Below are 15,139 nucleotides of genomic sequence, written 5' to 3'. Positions count from 1 at the left end.
TACGGCTCCACCGAGCCGCGCAGACCCGCGTGGCTCCGCAGACCGGAGAACCCGATGGACATATCGACACAGCACACTCAAGCGCCTCCCCCCACTCCACGGCCCTCGGACGCCCAGCAGAAGCGCGCGGCCCGCGGTGCCACCCGCCCCGGTGACCGGATCTTCCTCGGTCTCTCCCGTGGGTCGGGCATCTTCCTACTGGTGATCATGGCCGCCATCGCGGTCTTCCTCACCTACCGCGCGACCCTCGCGATCAGCAAGGACGAGGCCAACTTCCTCACCGCCTTCGAGTGGAACACCGGCGTGGTCCCGCCGAAGTTCGGCATCGCGGTCCTCGTCTACGGCACCATCGTCTCCTCGATCATCGCCATGATCATCGCGGTTCCGATCGCGGTCGCCATCGCGCTGTTCATCACGCACTACGCCCCGCGCAAGTTCAGCGGCCCCATCGCGTACGTGATCGACCTGCTCGCCGCCGTGCCGTCCATCGTCTACGGCCTGTGGGGCGCCCTGATCCTCGTACCGCACATGGGCGGCCTCTTCGGCTGGCTGGACAGCTACTTCGGCTGGACCGGCATCTTCTCCTGGGACGGCGGAGCCGCCCGCTCGATGCTCACCGTCGGCATCCTGCTCGCGATCATGATCCTGCCGATCATCACCAACGTGAGCCGTGAGGTCTTCCGCCAGGTCCCGCAGATACACGAGGAAGCGGCCCTGGCGCTCGGTGCCACCCGCTGGGAGGTCATCCGCATGTCGGTCCTCCCCTTCGGCCGCTCCGGCGTCATCTCCGCCTCGATGCTCGGCCTCGGCCGCGCCCTCGGCGAGACGATGGCCGTGGCCACCGTGCTCTCCCCCGACTTCGACATCCACGCCAGCCTGCTCAACCCGGGCGGCGGAACCTTCGCCCAGAACATCGCCAGCAAGTTCGGTGAGGCGTCCCCCTTCGGCCGTGACGCGCTGATCGCCTCCGGTCTGGTCCTGTTCGTCATCACTCTGCTGGTCAACGGCGCGGCCCGCGCGATCATCGCCCGCCGCAAGGAGTACTCGGGGGCCAACGCATGAGCCACGCCATCGCCGACAAGCCCAGCACCCTGCGCGGGGCCCGGCTGCCCAAGTGGTCCCCGTACGCCATCGCGGCCGGCTCCGTCGCCGTCGCCGTCGGTATCGGCCTGGGCGCCGGTCTCGACAGCCGGATCCAGTGGGGGCTGATCGCCGGTCTCCTCTTCGTCCTCGGCACGTTCGTCATCGCCACTCGCGTCGAGGGCCGTCGCCAGGCCAAGGACCGCATGGCCACGACGCTGGTCTGGGTGGCCTTCATCCTCGCCGTCATCCCGCTGGCCTCCCTGATCTGGGCGACCGTGCAGCGCGGTGTGAAGGTCCTCGACGTCTACTTCCTGACCCACTCCATGGGCGTCGTCGCCGACTCCGAGCCGGGCGGCGGTATCTACCACGCCATCCTCGGCACGCTGGAGCAGGTCGGCCTCGCCACTCTGATCGCCGCGCCGGTCGGTGTGCTCACCGCGATCTACCTGGTGGAGTACGGACGGGGCAACCTCGCCCGGGCCATCACCTTCTTCGTCGACGTCATGACCGGTATCCCGTCGATCGTCGCGGGTCTGTTCATCCTCAGCCTCATGCTGATGCTGGACATGCAGCCCTTCGGCTTCGCCGGCTCGCTGGCGCTCGCGATCCTGATGATGCCGGTGGTCGTCCGCTCCACGGAGGAAATGCTCAAGCTCGTCCCGAACGAGTTGCGCGAAGCCTCCCTGGCGCTGGGCGTGCCCAAGTGGCGCACCATCCTGAAGGTGGTCGTACCGACCTCCATCGGCGGCATCACGACCGGCATCATGCTGGCGGTGGCCCGTATCACCGGTGAGACCGCGCCGGTGCTGCTGCTGGTGTTCGGCAACAGCTTCATCAACGCGAACCCGTTCGAGGGCGCGCAGGCGTCGCTGCCGCTGTACATCTACCAGCAGTACGCGAACAGTGCCGGGTCGCCGGCGGCGTACGACCGCGCCTGGGCGGCATCGCTCACGCTGATCGCCTTCGTGATGATCCTCAACATGGTGGCCCGCGGCATCGCCCGCTGGAAGGCCCCGAAGACCGGTCGCTGACGCGGCCACGGCGACTGATCCGAATCTGGAAGTGAAGTAGACATGGCCAAGCGAATCGACGTAAGTGGGCTCACCGCCTACTACGGCTCCCACAAGGCAATCGAAGACATCTCGATGACGGTCGAGCCCCGCTCGGTGACGGCCTTCATCGGCCCGTCCGGCTGCGGCAAGTCGACGTTCCTGCGCACGCTGAACCGCATGCACGAGGTGACGTCGGGCGGCCGCGTGGAGGGCAAGGTCCTCCTGGACGACGAAGACCTGTACGGCGCCGGCATCGACCCGGTGTCGGTGCGCCGTGAGGTCGGCATGGTGTTCCAGCGCCCGAACCCGTTCCCCACGATGTCGATCTTCGACAACGTGGCGGCGGGCCTGCGGCTGAACGGCAACTACAAGAAGAGCGAGCTGCAGGAAGTCGTCGAGAAGTCCCTCAAGGGCGCGAACCTCTGGAACGAGGTGAAGGACCGCCTGAACAAGCCGGGTTCCGGCCTCTCCGGTGGTCAGCAGCAGCGGCTGTGCATCGCGCGTGCGATCGCGGTCGAGCCCAAGGTCCTCCTCATGGACGAGCCCTGCTCCGCCCTGGACCCGATCTCCACCCTCGCCATCGAGGACCTGATCGGTGAGCTGAAGGAGCGCTTCACGATCGTCATCGTGACGCACAACATGCAGCAGGCGGCGCGTGTCTCGGACCGCACGGCCTTCTTCAACCTCTCCGCCGTGGGCCAGCCCGGCAAGCTGATCGAGATCGACGACACGGAGCGCATCTTCTCCAACCCGTCGGTCCAGGCCACGGAGGACTACATCTCCGGCCGCTTCGGCTGACAGACCCCTCGCGGTGCTGCATGGCGGTGCCACCGCGAGGCAGATAAAGGGCCCGCCCCCTGGCTCCCGGGGGGCGGGCCCCTGTCTGTGCGGTGAGGGCTGCGCATCTGTGTGCCGACGGCGCTTCTCGACGCCGGTTCCGCATTCCAGCCCGTCTGGGGGTGCCCCCTCTGGGGGAGTTTGAGGACGAGGCCGTTCAGGCCGAAGCGGGGGTCTGGGGGCGGCAGCCCCCCGGTACGGGAAGGGTAGGCGGGGGCGAAAGAAACCCGGCCCCTACAGGAACGCCAGGTTCACGACCCCGAACGCGCCCGCCGCAACCAACGCAGCCGCAGGCATCGTGATGAACCACCCGAGAACGATGTTCTTGGCCACACCCCACCGCACGGCATTCACCCGCTTCGTCGCCCCGACACCCATGATCGCCGAGGTGATGACATGCGTCGTGGAAATCGGCGCCTTGAACAAGAACGCCGTGGTGAACATGATCGACGCCCCCGTCGTCTCCGCAGCAAACCCCTGCGGCGGATCAAGCTCAATGATCTTGCGCCCGAGGGTCCGCATGATCCGCCAGCCACCCGCATACGTCCCGAGCGACAGCATCACCGCACAAGCGATCTTCACCCAGACCGGAATCGGATCGCCGTAGTCCTCGACATCGGCGATGACCAGCGCCATCACCACAATGCCCATTGTCTTCTGCGCATCCTGCAGACCATGCCCGAGCGCCATCCCCGCGGCAGAAACGGTCTGCGCTATACGGAACCCCCGCTTGGCCTTGTGCGGGTTCGCCCGCCGGAAGATCCACATGATCGCCGTCATCACGAGATAGCCCACGCACAGCCCGACAATGGGCGACACGAACATCGGAATGACGACCTTCTCCAGCACCCCGCTCCAGTACACCGTCGTACCCCCGGCCAGCGCCGCCCCGACCATGCCGCCGAACAGCGCATGCGAGGAGGAGGACGGCAGACCGTAGTACCAGGTGATCAGGTTCCAGGTGATCGCGCCCACCAACGCCGCGAAGAGGATCCCCATCCCCTTCGAGCCTTCCGGCGTCTCGATCAGCCCCTCACTGACGGTCTTGGCGACGCCGGACCCCAGAAAGGCACCGCCGAGATTCATCACCGCGGCCATCGCCAGCGCGGCCCGAGGCGTCAGGGCCCGCGTCGACACGGACGTGGCGATGGCGTTCGCCGAGTCGTGGAAGCCGTTGGTGTACGTGAAGAAGAGCGCGACCGCGATGGTCACGACCAGAGCAAAGGTGTCCATGGGAGGGTCTCAGGACTCCTTGACGGCGATGGTCTCCACCGTGTTCGCCACGTGCTCGAAGGCGTCCGCCGCTTCCTCCAGGACATCCACGATCTGCTTGAGCTTGAGGACCTCGATCGCGTCGTACTTGCCGTTGAAGAGGTGGGCGAGGAGCTTGCGGTGTATCTGGTCGGCCTGGTTCTCGAGGCGGTTGACCTCGATCCAGTACTCCGTGAGGTTGTCCATGGTGCGCAGGCTCGGCATGGCCTCGGCCGTGAGCTCCGCGGCCCGCGCCAGCACCTCGATCTGCTGCTCGACACCCTTGGGCAGTTCCTCGACGTTATAGAGGACGACCAGGTCGACGGCCTCCTCCATGAAGTCCATGATGTCGTCGAGGCACGACGCGAGCTTGTAGATGTCCTCGCGGTCGAACGGCGTGATGAACGAGGAGTTCAACTGGTGGAAGATCGCGTGTGTGGCGTCGTCACCTGCGTGTTCCGCGGCCCTCATACGCTCTGCGATCTCGGCCCGGCCGGCGGTGTCCGCCCCGAGCAGTTCCATCAGGAGTTTCGAGCCCGTGACGATGTTGTCCGCGGAGGCGGCAAACATGTCGTAGAAGCTCGTCTCCCGGGGGGTCAGACGAAATCGCACGTGGGGTCCTCAAGAAGCATCGGTTTCGGTCAGGCTGATGCTAGGCGCATCATCCGGCCACGGCTAATGGGCCGTCCTCCAGTGTCGCCCATCAGGCACAGTGGTCGGCACGGGGGCTGCCCAGTGGTCCAGTCCAGCGGCCGAATCACGGCGTCGGCCACAGGGCCCTATACCCAGCAAAGTTCGATACGATATACCCAGTAGGGGTATGTGGCACGGTTTATGACGCGGTTTACGTCTGGAGGACGCGATGACGACCACCGAGGCCGGCGCGGGTGCACCCTCCGCCGCTGATGAGGCCACCAACGAGGTCGTGACGGACCACGACCGGGGCATCCACGGCTACCACAAGCAGAAGGACGAGCACCTCAAGCGCCTGCGCCGTATCGAGGGCCAGATCCGTGGCCTGCAGCGCATGGTCGACGAGGACGTCTACTGCATCGACATACTCACGCAGGTGTCCGCCTCGACCAAGGCCCTGCAGTCCTTCGCCCTCCAGCTCCTGGAGGAACACCTGCGCCACTGCGTCGCCGACGCGGCCCTCAAGGGCGGTACGGAGATCGACGCCAAGGTGGAGGAGGCCACGAAGGCGATCGGCCGACTGCTACGGACGTGAGGGACGCCTCACTCACCGCCTGACCGACCGACGCCTCACCCGCCGCCGATGTCGCGTTCCTCCGCGACTCGCAGCACCTCGTCGATGTCCTCCAGGCTGAGCCGGTCCTCACGAGCGGCCGAGGCCGCGATGATCAGCTCTCCGCACAGCTCGATCTCGGCGAGGGCCACGTAGTCCTGAACTGCCGTACCGCCGACCGGAGCCACGTGCATCACCTCTTCTCTGCCGTTACCGACTTCCTAGAGTAGGGAGCGGCCTACACACCGCGCATGGCACGGACGGGCTAGTTCTTGACGCCCGTCACCTACCCGCGCGGCGGCCCTCACTCCTCGGCGATCTTGCCCGCGTAGATGTCGTCACCGTCCGGCAGCCGTACGTCGACGGGGGCCCCGAAGTCGTACAGCACGGTCGTCGAGGCCACGGCGACAGCGCTCTGCTGCTGCCCGTTGACGAAGCTGAACCGGTGCCGCACCTTGCGGATGCGCCCCTCGTCATCGAGATAGACGTCGAACGGTACCTCGTCCGTGGCGAACCCTTTCGCCGCCGCCGCCAGGGACTCCGCGTTCCCGTCGGAGGCCTCCCGGGCGGCAACCCGCAGGTCAGCCTTCCCCCGGTAGTGCCGCACCGCTGTCCCCGCGACCTCTTCCTCACCCACGTACTTCGCCGTCCGAGCCCCGCGCAGCACCTCCGCCGCCGCGTATGGATCGGTCGCCCCACCGGTGACGAGGTTCCCGTCGGACAGCGACCGCGTCTCGACGCGCACCCATTTGTCGGCGGGCACACCGGCACCGCGGTTCTTCATGAACAGCGCCCCGGGAGCGAGGAGCTCCACGATCGGCCGCTGCGCGGGTGCGCCGGCCGGATCCTGCGGCAGCAGCACCTTCAGCCGCCCCACCTGCCGACGGAAGTCATACACACCTTCGCCCCGGATGGTGACCCGCGTCCCACCGGTGGCCATCTCCATGGACGTACGGGCCTTGGAGGTCCGGGCGCCGGCCAACGCATCGGCCGCGCGCCGCACGATCTTCACGGCGTCCCCGTCCCGTGAGTCGTCGACAGCGGCCCCGCTCTCCGCCACGCACCCGCTGCCCGCGAGGCAGACACACAGGACCCCTGCCGCGACGCCCGCCCCACGCCTCTGCCTGTGCTGCTGCCGCTCCGTCATCGCCTGCCTACCCCCAGCCGGTACGTCCGTCACGGGCCCCCTGTCGTTCCGGATAACGACGGGTAGGTGCCCTCGTCACGCACGCGGAGGCGTTGCGTCTACTTGCCCTGGGTAACGTTGTCGCCGTGGCGCGCAAGGACGAACCGACGTCTCCCGAAATTCCCGACGACCCTCCGAACCACCGCACGACAACAGTGGAGAAGGGCCACTTCTGCACAGCCCGCTGCACCTGCGGCTGGCGCGGCCCCGCGAGACGGGCCCGCAGCCTGGCCCGGGCGGATGCGGAGGGGCATGTGGGGGGTTGAGGGAGCGCGGGTTACGAACGAACGCCAGGTCGAGGCATTTCAGCCCGTCCGGCGTTTGAGGACGAGGCCGTTCAGGCCGAAGCGGGGGTCTGGGGCGCAGCCCCCAGGGACGGGACGGGTAGGGGCGGCGGGGGCGAGAAAACACCCGGCCACCACCCATGTCATCCCCCACCCCATGGAACCCCGCCCGCCACCACCTCGTCTCGTTCCACGAACCCCCAGGAGGCGACATGGAACGGCGCACCTTCATCGGCGGCACAGCAGCAGCCGTAACCGCCCTGACGGCAACCGCCTGCAACAGCAGCTCGGGCAGCGGCAGCGGCAGCGGCACCGGCGCAGAAACAGCCGGCACAGCCACGAGCAGCACGGGCACCGGCGCCGGCACCCGCACCCAAGCCACCGCCACCAGCAAATCCGCCGCCGCCAACTGGACCGCCCTCGCCCAAGACCTGGACGGCCCCCTCATACGCCCCGGCGACGCCTCCTGGAAAGCCGCCCACCAGCTCTACAACACCCGCTTCGACACCCTGAAGCCCGCCGCAGTCGCCTACGTCTCCCACCCCGACGACATCCGCACCACCCTCGCCTACGCCCGAGCCCACAACCTCCACGTCGCCATACGCAACGGCGGCCATTCCTACGGCGGTTGGTCCTCCGGCAACAACCGCCTGATCCTCGACGTCTCCAAGCTGAACCGCATCCGAGCCAGCGGCAACACCGCGGTGGTCGGCGCCGGTTCCAAGCTCATCGACGTCTACCGAGCCCTCGCCGCCAAGGGCGTCACGATCCCCGCCGGTTCCTGTCCCACCGTCGGCGTATCCGGCCTCACCCTCGGCGGCGGCCACGGCGTCACGTCCCGCGCCTACGGCCTGACCTGCGACAGCCTCACCCAGGCCACCCTGATAACCGCCGACGGCAAGCAGCTCACCGCCAACGCCACCACCAACAAGGACCTCTTCTGGGCCCTGCGCGGCGCCGGCAACGGCAACTTCGGCGTGGTGACGGAACTTCACTTCAGGACCCACCCCGCCCCCCAGGCCGTCACGGCATACATGACCTGGCCCTGGTCGAAGGCGGCCGCGCTGATCAAGGCCTGGCAGGAGTGGGGCCCGGCCCAGCCCGACGAGATCTGGTCGTCCCTGCACCTCGCGAACCACGCCGGCGGCTCCCCCACCATCTCCGTCGCCGCGTTCTCCCTGGGCACGTACCGCGAACTCCAGAACGCGGTGGACCGCCTCGCCGACCGCCCCGGCGGCCCCGGCCCCGCGAGGAGCGTCTCCCTCAAGCGTCGCTCGTACGAGGAGTCGATGGAGCTGTACGCGGGCTGCTCGTCCTTCTCCACGGACGCGCAGTGCCACCTCCCCGGCTCCACTCCGGGTCGCTCCCCGCAGGGCGCCCTCGGCCGGGAGACGTATGCGGCGAAGTCGGACTTCTTCGACCGTTCGCTCTCCGCGGCGGGCATCCAGACGCTGCTGAAGCAGATGCAGTCGGTGCGCGGCGGCTCCGGCAGCATCGCCTTCACGGCCCTCGGCGGAGCCGTCAACCGCGTCTCCCCCACCGCGACGGCCTTCGTGCACCGCCGCTCCCGCATGCTGGCCCAGTACCTCGCCTCCTGGCGCGCCGGCACGACGGGCACCACGGCCCAGGCCTGGCTGACCACGGCCCACGACACCATGCGCCCCCACGCCTCGGGCGCCGCCTACCAGAACTACTCCGACCCGACCCTGCGGAACTGGCGCAAGGCGTACTACGGCGACGCGGCGACCCGCCTGACAAAGCTGAAGAGGCAGTACGACCCGCAGGGCTTCTTCGCGTATCCACAGGCGCTTTAGCCCTGCGGCCGGGGCCCGGATCAGCGCCGGACGGGCCGGTGACAGCTAGGCCGCGAGATCCCGCTCCGCAGCTCCCGCCGTCTCCGTACGGGCCCCCGGAATCACCGCTCCCTGCCCGCCCGCCCGGGCATGCTCCCGCGCCTTGATCAGCCGGCCGCCCCTCGGCGACCGTTCGACGGCGGACATCAGAGGTGTCAGCAGGGCCATGGCCAGCGGTGACAGCAGGAGGGCGACGGCGGTGCCGAGGGCGAAGCCGCCGATGACGTCGGTCGGGTAGTGCACGCCCATGTAGACCCGGCAGAAGCCTTCGAGGAGAGCAAGGGCGATCCCGGCAAGGCCGAACTTCCGGTTGGCGACGAACAGCCCGACTCCCAGCGCCATGGCGATCGTCGCGTGGTCGCTCACGAAGGAGTAGTCGGTCTTGCCGCTCACCAGGACCTCGAGCCCCTGATGATCACGGAACGGCCGGGGCCGCTCGACGAACCCCCGTATGGGCACGTTCACCAGCACCGCGATCCCGGCAGCCAGCGGCGCCCACACGAGCGCGGCGACGGACGAGGCGGCGTCCTCGTCACCGCGGCGCCGCACCGACCACCAGCACCACACCACGAGCAGCACCATGGCGAGCACCAGCCCGTACTCACCGACGTACTCCATGACCCGGTCGAACCAGCGCGGGGCATCCTTGGCCAGGCCATTGATGTCGAAGAGCAGGTCGACGTCGGGGTTCGACCCGGATTCTGCGAGTCCAGCCATGATGCCGCGGCCCCTTCGTCGTCTCTCCGGCGCATCGTGCGTGCGCCGCTCCGCCCACCCCCGTGGTTGTGGATCCGGCTACGACACCAGGAACGCACGACCCCTGTTGATACGTTCCACACTCCACTGAATGATCACGCAGACGTTATCGAAGAGAGACCCATCGCCGCAGCTCAGGGGGTGGGTTCACGCTCCGTCTACACGGTCGTGGGCAGCGCTTTCGCGCCATCTTCCGTCACTCGCGTCGCCCCGAAGTAGTCCGGGGTGTCGATCGGGTCGAACCGGATCACAGCACCCGTTCTCGGCGCGTCGATCATGTACCCGCCACCGACATAAATACCCACATGCCGGATGGCCCGGGAGTTGGTGAGGTCGTCCGAGAAGAACACCAGGTCTCCCGGCAGCAGTTCCTCCCTGGCCGGATGCGGCCCCGCGTTCCACTGGTCGTTGGCGACGCGCGGCAGCGCTATCCCGACGCTGTCGTACGCGGCCTTCGTCAGCCCCGAGCAGTCGAACCGCCCGTTGTCCTCGGCAGTACCGTCACCACCCCAGAGGTAGAGCGTGCCGAGCTTCTTCTGGGCGTAGTAGATGGCACCGGCGGCCTGCTTGCTGGGATCGACACGGCTGACGGGCGCGGCGAAGCTCTGCTGAAGCGTCGTGATCGTCTTGACGTAGTTCTGGGTCTCCTTGTACGGCGGGACACCCTTGTACTTGATGACCGCGTACGCCCCCGCGTTGTAGGACGCCAGCATGTTCTTCGTCGGGTCGCCGGGTACGCCCTTCACGTAGGAGGCGAGCTTGCAGTCGTACGACGCGGCCGACGGAATGGCATCGTTCGGATCCCATACGTCGCGGTCGCCGTCCCCGTCGCCGTCCATCCCGTGCGTGGCCCAGGTCCCGGGGATGAACTGCGCGATGCCCTGCGCCGCAGCCGCGCTCTGCGCCTTCGGGTTGAACCCGCTCTCCTGGTACAGCTGGGCGGCGAGCAGCGCGGGGTTGATGGCGGGGCACAGGTTGCCCCACTTCTGCACGAGCGCCGAGTAGGCGGCCGGCACGGCCCCCTTGGCCAGCGCTTTGGAGGCTCCGCCGACTCCGCCGGCGAGGTTCCCGGCGACGATGTAGACCCCGACGACGAGCAGCATCACGAAGCTGAGCCCCGCCGCGAGTGCGGCGCCCGCCACGATCCATGCCTTACGCACCGTCAACCGCCCCTCGCCCACCGGGATTCCGCCCGCGCCAGTCTATGAGCTTCCCACTGCGAATCCGCGGCAACCGATGCAGCCATGACCGGCATTACCTGAGCGGTAATCGATCCCCCGCGACCCGCGTGCCAGCATCGACACCAGAGGGAGCCCGACCGAAGGGAAGGACACCATGCCCGCCTACGCCATTGCTCACCTGCAGGAAGCCGCCCCGCACCCGGAGATCGCGGAGTACATCGAGCGCCTCCCGGCCACCTTCGAACCGTACGGCGGCCGCTTCCTCGTCCATGGCACGCAGCACGAGGTGAAGGAGGGCAGCTGGCCCGGACACGTCGTGATGATCGGCTTCCCGGGGATCGCAGAGGCGCGGTCCTGGTGGGACTCGCCGGCCTACCGCGAGATCGCACCTCTGCGCTCCCGGCACATCGAGGGCGACATCATCCTGGTCGAGGGCGTCTCCGACGACTACGACCCGAAGACCACCGCCCAGACGATCCGGGACGCCGTGTCCGCCGAGTAGTTGTCACGCGGTCAGTTCCGTCCGGCCCGACGCGTGGGAGACCGGATCCTGCCGGATGTACCACTCGGTCGCCAGGATCCGCTCGCGTACGGCCGCCGGGAAGCCGGCCAGCAACCCGGGTACCGCCCCTCGCTCCACCTCGGTGCGATGCGCCAGTACGGCCGCCCACTTACGGTCCAGCCAGGGGCGCACATCGACGGTCGCGGTGATCCGGTCGTCCGGCACGGTGTTCATCCCCTTGCCGGCACGGGCCAGTTCCTCCAGGGCGGGGAGCGCCGAGTGCGGATGGGTGGCCAGGTAGAGGGCGCTCGGCTGCCAGGGCCGGCGTCCGGGTGGAGCCGTTCGAGGCCGGCCTCCTGGACCGCGAGGGTGGTCAAGCGGTGGGTGTGCACATGGTCGGGGTGCCCGGTCAGGCCGCCGTACGCGTCATGGGTGAGCACGATCCGCGGCCGGAACTGCCGGATGTGGGCGACCAGCCGCCCCACCGACTCGTCGAGCGGTGCCTCGCACAGCCGCGGGCGACCGGGGGCGGAGTCCGGCACCCCGGCGTCGGCATAGCCGAGCATCCGCGGCTCACCCGCACCGAGAGTCCGCAGCGCCTCGGCGAGTTCGGCGCCGCGCCGGGTCTGCCGGGTCCAGGTCGCCGTCACCACGGCGGTACGCGCACCGGCGGCCGCATGCCGGGCGAGGACTCCGCCCGCGAACAGGGCCTCGTCGTCCGGGTGCCCGAACACCCCGAGCAGGCTCGGCAACGACATCGTCCGACCACCTCCGCGTACGGCCTACCCCTGAGTACACATACTCAGGCACAAGGTCATCCGGCACGGCAGACTGAGCCCCGAACGAGCGATGAACAAGCAACTGACCGGCTTCGTAAGCGACTTCAAGGGGAACGATCATGAGACGAGCCAGCCGTGCCCTGGCCGCGACGGCCTTCGTGGCCTGTGCGCTGACCGGCGTGGCGGCGGGCCCTGCCGCCGCGTCGGCCGATGTCCTGCTGCCCCATCCGGGGCCGGACGGGCTGCTGTGGGTGGAGGAGCAGACGGGGGACGGCGGCGCCGTGTCCGGCGGCGCGTGGGAGGGGTTGCCGACCGTGCTCACGGTGGCGTGCGAGGGCGGCGGCGACGTGCGGGTGACGATGTCGCAGGAGACGGAGGTCGCCGCGTTCTCGGTCGACTGTCCCGCAGGGGAGGCCGGGGTGGGCTCCGTGACCATGGATCCCGGCGTGGTCCGCTTCGGGTCCTTCGTGATAGCTGTCGACGCCTCGTCGGACGACATCCGCTGGGCTCTGACGGTGACGCAGCCGGAGTCCTGACCGAGCCGGGGCGGCGGAGAGCGCCCTAGCGCTCGGCCGTCACCCGGTCCAGCGCCCCCAACTGCAGGCTCACACCCGTCAGTTCCTCCGACACCGTCCACAGCCGCCGCGCCGCCGCCGCGTCACTGGCCGCCGCCGTCCGCCCGACCAGCGTCGGCGCACCCCGCATCTCGCCCAGCCCGTCGGGTCCGACGTAGCTCGCACCGGGGAGGTCCTGGGTCGCGGCGTACAGCGTCGGCAGCGCGCCCGCCTTGTCGTCCTGTGCGAAGACCCTGTTGCCGATCCTCATGAACGCCCGCATCAGCGGACTCCCCGCGTGGCTCTGCAGGTTGGTGGCGGCATAGCCGGGGTGGGCGGCCAGGGCGCGGACCGGGGAACCGGACTCCGTCAGGCGGCGCTGGAGTTCCAGCGTGAACAGGAGGTTCGCCAGCTTCGACTGGGCGTAAGCGCGGTTCGGGTCGTAGTCGGACGCCCAGTTCAGGTCCTCGAAGCGGATCCTCGCGCCGAACCACCGATGGGCGCCGGACGACAGTGTCACGACCCGGTCGGTGACGTAGGGCAGAAGCAGGTTCGTCAGCGCGAAATGGCCCAGGTGGTTCGTGCCGAACTGCATCTCGAAGCCGTCCGCCGTCCGCTGCTGGGGCAGCATCATCACGCCGGCGTTGTTGATCAGCAGATCCAGCGGCCGCCCCTGCCACGCATCGGCGAACTCCCGCACGGAGGCCAGATCCGCCAGGTCCAGGCGCCGCACCTCGGTACTGCCGGTCACGGTCGCGGCCGCGGCACGGCCCCGATCGAGGTCCCGTACGGCGAACACGACGTGCGCGCCGGATCGGGCCAGCGCGTCGGCCGCGGTGAGGCCGATGCCGCTGTTGGCACCGGTGACGACGGCCGTACGGCCGCTCAGGTCAGGGAGGCTGGTCGCGTCCCACGTCTTCTTCTTCGTTTTGTCAGCCATACCCTCAATGTAGGCGTCGCCAACAATGCTGTCAATGACAACAATGGTGACGGCGCCAACAAAGATGGCGCCGACAACATCAAGCTACGATGGTGCGCATGCCCGAGAGCCGCCCCTACCACCACGGAGATCTGCGCGCCGCCCTCCTCGCCGCAGCGGAGCGCACCCTGCGCGACAAGGGCGTCGGTGCCCTGTCGCTCCGCGAACTGGCCCGCGAGGTCGGTGTCAGCCACGCCGCCCCCGGCCGGCACTTCAAGGACAAGCAGGCCCTGCTCAACGCCCTGGCGCTGGCCGGGTACGAGCGGCTCGGCCGGGCCCTGGGCGCGGCCGACGACCCGGCACTCCCCCTGGAACCCCGCCTCACCGCTCTCGCCCGGACCTACCTCGGCTTCGCCATCGACAACGCCGAGCTGCTGGAGCTGATGTACGCCCGCAAGCACGAGCCGGACGCCTCGGAGCAGATGGCCGCCGCGGTCGAGCAGACGGTCGGCAGCCTCGAACGGGTCCTCGCGGACGCCCAGCAGCGAGGCGAGATCATCGAGGGCGCCCCGGAGGAACTCAACCTCGTCACCGGCGCCGCCCTCCACGGCATGGCCGCCTTCATCGCCGGCGGCATGCTGACCCCCGAGGTGGCCATGGCCGGCGTCGACGGGTTGGTCCACCACCTGCTGCACGGCCTCAGGCCCCGCTGAGGGCAAACAGCCCCTCCGACTGATCACCTCGCACGTCGCGAAGAACTGACCGCCCGTCACCATGCCCGGCGGGCACGGGCGGCCGTGGCACCCTGCCTAGGGGCGTTCAGATATCGGCGATAACCTTCACCCGCAGAACACCGGCACAACCCCCGGCACGACCCCCTCACCCGACCACCCGTCAGAAGCGGCACCCGGCGTGAAGAGGGCTAACGACGGAACCACACCACAGGTTCCGCTCAGGCCTCGTTGCCCGGCGTGACCTGCCGTGATACACAGAGTGACCATACGAGGTTTTCGTACGAATCCCGCCCATCAGTGACGCCGAGTCGACATACGACAGCGCCATTGTCGGCGAGAATGAGGTCTGACCTCTGCGCACCGCAGGGGACTGCGGAACTACCCAACAGGGGCGGTGACTTACATGCTCTTTGCGGCCGATAAGGGCGATATCAACACCATCATCGGCGGGATCGCTCCGGACTGGGGCCCCTTCGGCAGCCTGGGCAACGAGGCGAAGGTGATGATCGAGGTCGTGATGGCGGTGGCCATCCTGCTCTGCCTCGGCATCGCCATCTGGGGGGCGGCCAAACAGCGCATCGGCGCAACCGCACTGCGCGACACGTTCAGCGCCGAGCAGGGCAAAGGTCTCATCATCGCCGGGCTGACGGGCGTCTTCATCATCGGCTCGCTGGGGACGCTGTTCACGATCGTGTACGGCATGGCCGTCTAGCCGCCCCAGTCGCACTCACTTGCTCGAACCGCCCCTTCCTTTCCATCCCCTCCGGGCACGCCCGGTCCCGCTCGTCCCCCACCCACCCGTCGTGCCCACCGGCTGAGGTTGCGTTTCCCTGATGTCGAGTCACCACACCGCGCCCATGCGGGAACCAGCACGGCTACCGTCGTACTCCAACGTGTTGTTGTCCGACGTCGAGGGGGCGTA

Annotated in this window: 16 protein-coding genes and 1 pseudogene; 9 read left to right on the top strand and 8 right to left on the bottom strand. The window is 68.7% G+C overall.

The annotated features are described in order from the left end of the window. The first annotated feature begins 54 nt into the window (after positions 1-54). Genes pstC through pstB form a run of 3 tightly spaced genes read left to right on the top strand, consistent with a single transcriptional unit; the run spans position 55 to position 2,933 of the window. A complete protein-coding gene (gene pstC / locus OHO27_RS22225) occupies positions 55-1,062 on the top strand; it encodes a phosphate ABC transporter permease subunit PstC (protein ID WP_328430507.1) in 1,008 nt (335 codons plus the stop codon). After that, entirely contained in the window at positions 1,059-2,114 is a 1,056-nt protein-coding gene (gene pstA, locus OHO27_RS22220; RefSeq protein ID WP_328426571.1) for a phosphate ABC transporter permease PstA, read from the top strand. The genes pstC and pstA overlap by 4 nt, the downstream gene beginning before the upstream one ends. Before the next feature lie 42 nt (positions 2,115-2,156). Beyond that, the gene (gene pstB, locus OHO27_RS22215; protein ID WP_328426569.1) at positions 2,157-2,933 is read left to right on the top strand and encodes a phosphate ABC transporter ATP-binding protein PstB; all 777 of its coding nucleotides are present in this window, start codon (positions 2,157-2,159) and stop codon (positions 2,931-2,933) included. A gap of 273 nt (positions 2,934-3,206) precedes the next feature. Here pstB and OHO27_RS22210 read toward each other — a convergent pair whose 3' ends face one another. Beyond that, complete coding sequence (locus tag OHO27_RS22210; protein WP_328426567.1) at positions 3,207-4,205, bottom strand: inorganic phosphate transporter; 999 nt, start codon at positions 4,203-4,205, stop codon at positions 3,207-3,209. A gap of 9 nt (positions 4,206-4,214) precedes the next feature. Beyond that, the gene (locus tag OHO27_RS22205) at positions 4,215-4,835 is read right to left on the bottom strand and encodes a DUF47 domain-containing protein (RefSeq protein ID WP_210582535.1); all 621 of its coding nucleotides are present in this window, start codon (positions 4,833-4,835) and stop codon (positions 4,215-4,217) included. Between the two features lie 250 nt (positions 4,836-5,085). Here OHO27_RS22205 and OHO27_RS22200 point away from each other — a divergent pair, with 250 nt between their 5' ends. Continuing rightward, entirely contained in the window at positions 5,086-5,451 is a 366-nt protein-coding gene (locus tag OHO27_RS22200) for a metal-sensitive transcriptional regulator (RefSeq protein ID WP_328426565.1), read from the top strand. A gap of 35 nt (positions 5,452-5,486) precedes the next feature. Here OHO27_RS22200 and OHO27_RS22195 read toward each other — a convergent pair whose 3' ends face one another. Then, positions 5,487-5,663, bottom strand: coding sequence for a hypothetical protein (locus OHO27_RS22195; protein ID WP_328426563.1), 177 nt, complete (start codon positions 5,661-5,663; stop codon positions 5,487-5,489). Between the two features lie 110 nt (positions 5,664-5,773). Continuing rightward, entirely contained in the window at positions 5,774-6,616 is an 843-nt protein-coding gene (locus OHO27_RS22190; protein ID WP_328426561.1) for a hypothetical protein, read from the bottom strand. A 535-nt stretch (positions 6,617-7,151) separates the two neighbouring features. Here OHO27_RS22190 and OHO27_RS22185 point away from each other — a divergent pair. Continuing rightward, positions 7,152-8,753 (top strand): FAD-binding oxidoreductase, encoded by a 1,602-nt coding sequence (locus tag OHO27_RS22185; protein WP_328426559.1) that lies wholly within the window; start codon positions 7,152-7,154, stop codon positions 8,751-8,753. A gap of 45 nt (positions 8,754-8,798) precedes the next feature. On the opposite strand, the gene OHO27_RS22180 is transcribed toward OHO27_RS22185, so the two are convergent. Together OHO27_RS22180 and OHO27_RS22175 are read right to left on the bottom strand one after the other, a co-directional pair. Further along, positions 8,799-9,509, bottom strand: coding sequence for a phosphatase PAP2 family protein (locus tag OHO27_RS22180; RefSeq protein ID WP_328426557.1), 711 nt, complete (start codon positions 9,507-9,509; stop codon positions 8,799-8,801). A gap of 197 nt (positions 9,510-9,706) precedes the next feature. Further along, a complete protein-coding gene (locus OHO27_RS22175) occupies positions 9,707-10,714 on the bottom strand; it encodes a C40 family peptidase (protein ID WP_328426555.1) in 1,008 nt (335 codons plus the stop codon). Between the two features lie 169 nt (positions 10,715-10,883). On the opposite strand from OHO27_RS22175, the gene OHO27_RS22170 reads away from it, so the two are divergent. Then, on the top strand, positions 10,884-11,231 hold the full coding sequence (locus tag OHO27_RS22170; RefSeq protein WP_328426553.1) for a DUF1330 domain-containing protein: 348 nt from the start codon (positions 10,884-10,886) through the stop codon (positions 11,229-11,231). A 3-nt stretch (positions 11,232-11,234) separates the two neighbouring features. On the opposite strand, the pseudogene OHO27_RS22165 reads toward OHO27_RS22170, so the two are convergent. Then, positions 11,235-11,989, bottom strand: a pseudogene (locus OHO27_RS22165) (PIG-L deacetylase family protein). A 140-nt stretch (positions 11,990-12,129) separates the two neighbouring features. On the opposite strand from OHO27_RS22165, the gene OHO27_RS22160 reads away from it, so the two are divergent. Next, entirely contained in the window at positions 12,130-12,546 is a 417-nt protein-coding gene (locus OHO27_RS22160) for a hypothetical protein (protein ID WP_328426551.1), read from the top strand. A gap of 25 nt (positions 12,547-12,571) precedes the next feature. Here the strand turns inward: OHO27_RS22160 and OHO27_RS22155 are convergent, their stop codons facing one another. Further along, entirely contained in the window at positions 12,572-13,504 is a 933-nt protein-coding gene (locus tag OHO27_RS22155) for an oxidoreductase (RefSeq protein ID WP_328426549.1), read from the bottom strand. An 89-nt stretch (positions 13,505-13,593) separates the two neighbouring features. Between OHO27_RS22155 and OHO27_RS22150 the strand changes: the two genes are divergently transcribed. Both OHO27_RS22150 and OHO27_RS22145 read left to right on the top strand, forming a co-directional pair. Then, positions 13,594-14,196: a TetR/AcrR family transcriptional regulator gene (locus tag OHO27_RS22150; protein ID WP_328426547.1), complete on the top strand. Its 603-nt coding sequence runs from the start codon at positions 13,594-13,596 to the stop codon at positions 14,194-14,196. A gap of 424 nt (positions 14,197-14,620) precedes the next feature. Beyond that, on the top strand, positions 14,621-14,929 hold the full coding sequence (locus OHO27_RS22145) for a hypothetical protein (protein ID WP_003991275.1): 309 nt from the start codon (positions 14,621-14,623) through the stop codon (positions 14,927-14,929). Positions 14,930-15,139: the final 210 nt, after the last annotated feature.

Source organism: Streptomyces sp. NBC_00443, assembly GCF_036014175.1.
Taxonomy (GTDB): domain Bacteria; phylum Actinomycetota; class Actinomycetes; order Streptomycetales; family Streptomycetaceae; genus Streptomyces.
This window is presented reverse-complemented; position numbering and strand designations above follow the sequence as displayed.

Coding starts and splice junctions, on each gene's coding strand:
- pstC (WP_328430507.1), top strand. CDS start 55: ATGGACATATCGACACAGCACACTCAAGCGCCTCCCCCCACTCCACGG.
- pstA (WP_328426571.1), top strand. CDS start 1,059: ATGAGCCACGCCATCGCCGACAAGCCCAGCACCCTGCGCGGGGCCCGG.
- pstB (WP_328426569.1), top strand. CDS start 2,157: ATGGCCAAGCGAATCGACGTAAGTGGGCTCACCGCCTACTACGGCTCC.
- OHO27_RS22210 (WP_328426567.1), bottom strand. CDS start 4,205: ATGGACACCTTTGCTCTGGTCGTGACCATCGCGGTCGCGCTCTTCTTC.
- OHO27_RS22200 (WP_328426565.1), top strand. CDS start 5,086: ATGACGACCACCGAGGCCGGCGCGGGTGCACCCTCCGCCGCTGATGAG.
- OHO27_RS22195 (WP_328426563.1), bottom strand. CDS start 5,663: ATGCACGTGGCTCCGGTCGGCGGTACGGCAGTTCAGGACTACGTGGCC.
- OHO27_RS22190 (WP_328426561.1), bottom strand. CDS start 6,616: ATGACGGAGCGGCAGCAGCACAGGCAGAGGCGTGGGGCGGGCGTCGCG.
- OHO27_RS22185 (WP_328426559.1), top strand. CDS start 7,152: ATGGAACGGCGCACCTTCATCGGCGGCACAGCAGCAGCCGTAACCGCC.
- OHO27_RS22180 (WP_328426557.1), bottom strand. CDS start 9,509: ATGGCTGGACTCGCAGAATCCGGGTCGAACCCCGACGTCGACCTGCTC.
- OHO27_RS22170 (WP_328426553.1), top strand. CDS start 10,884: ATGCCCGCCTACGCCATTGCTCACCTGCAGGAAGCCGCCCCGCACCCG.
- OHO27_RS22160 (WP_328426551.1), top strand. CDS start 12,130: ATGAGACGAGCCAGCCGTGCCCTGGCCGCGACGGCCTTCGTGGCCTGT.
- OHO27_RS22155 (WP_328426549.1), bottom strand. CDS start 13,504: ATGGCTGACAAAACGAAGAAGAAGACGTGGGACGCGACCAGCCTCCCT.
- OHO27_RS22150 (WP_328426547.1), top strand. CDS start 13,594: ATGGTGCGCATGCCCGAGAGCCGCCCCTACCACCACGGAGATCTGCGC.
- OHO27_RS22145 (WP_003991275.1), top strand. CDS start 14,621: ATGCTCTTTGCGGCCGATAAGGGCGATATCAACACCATCATCGGCGGG.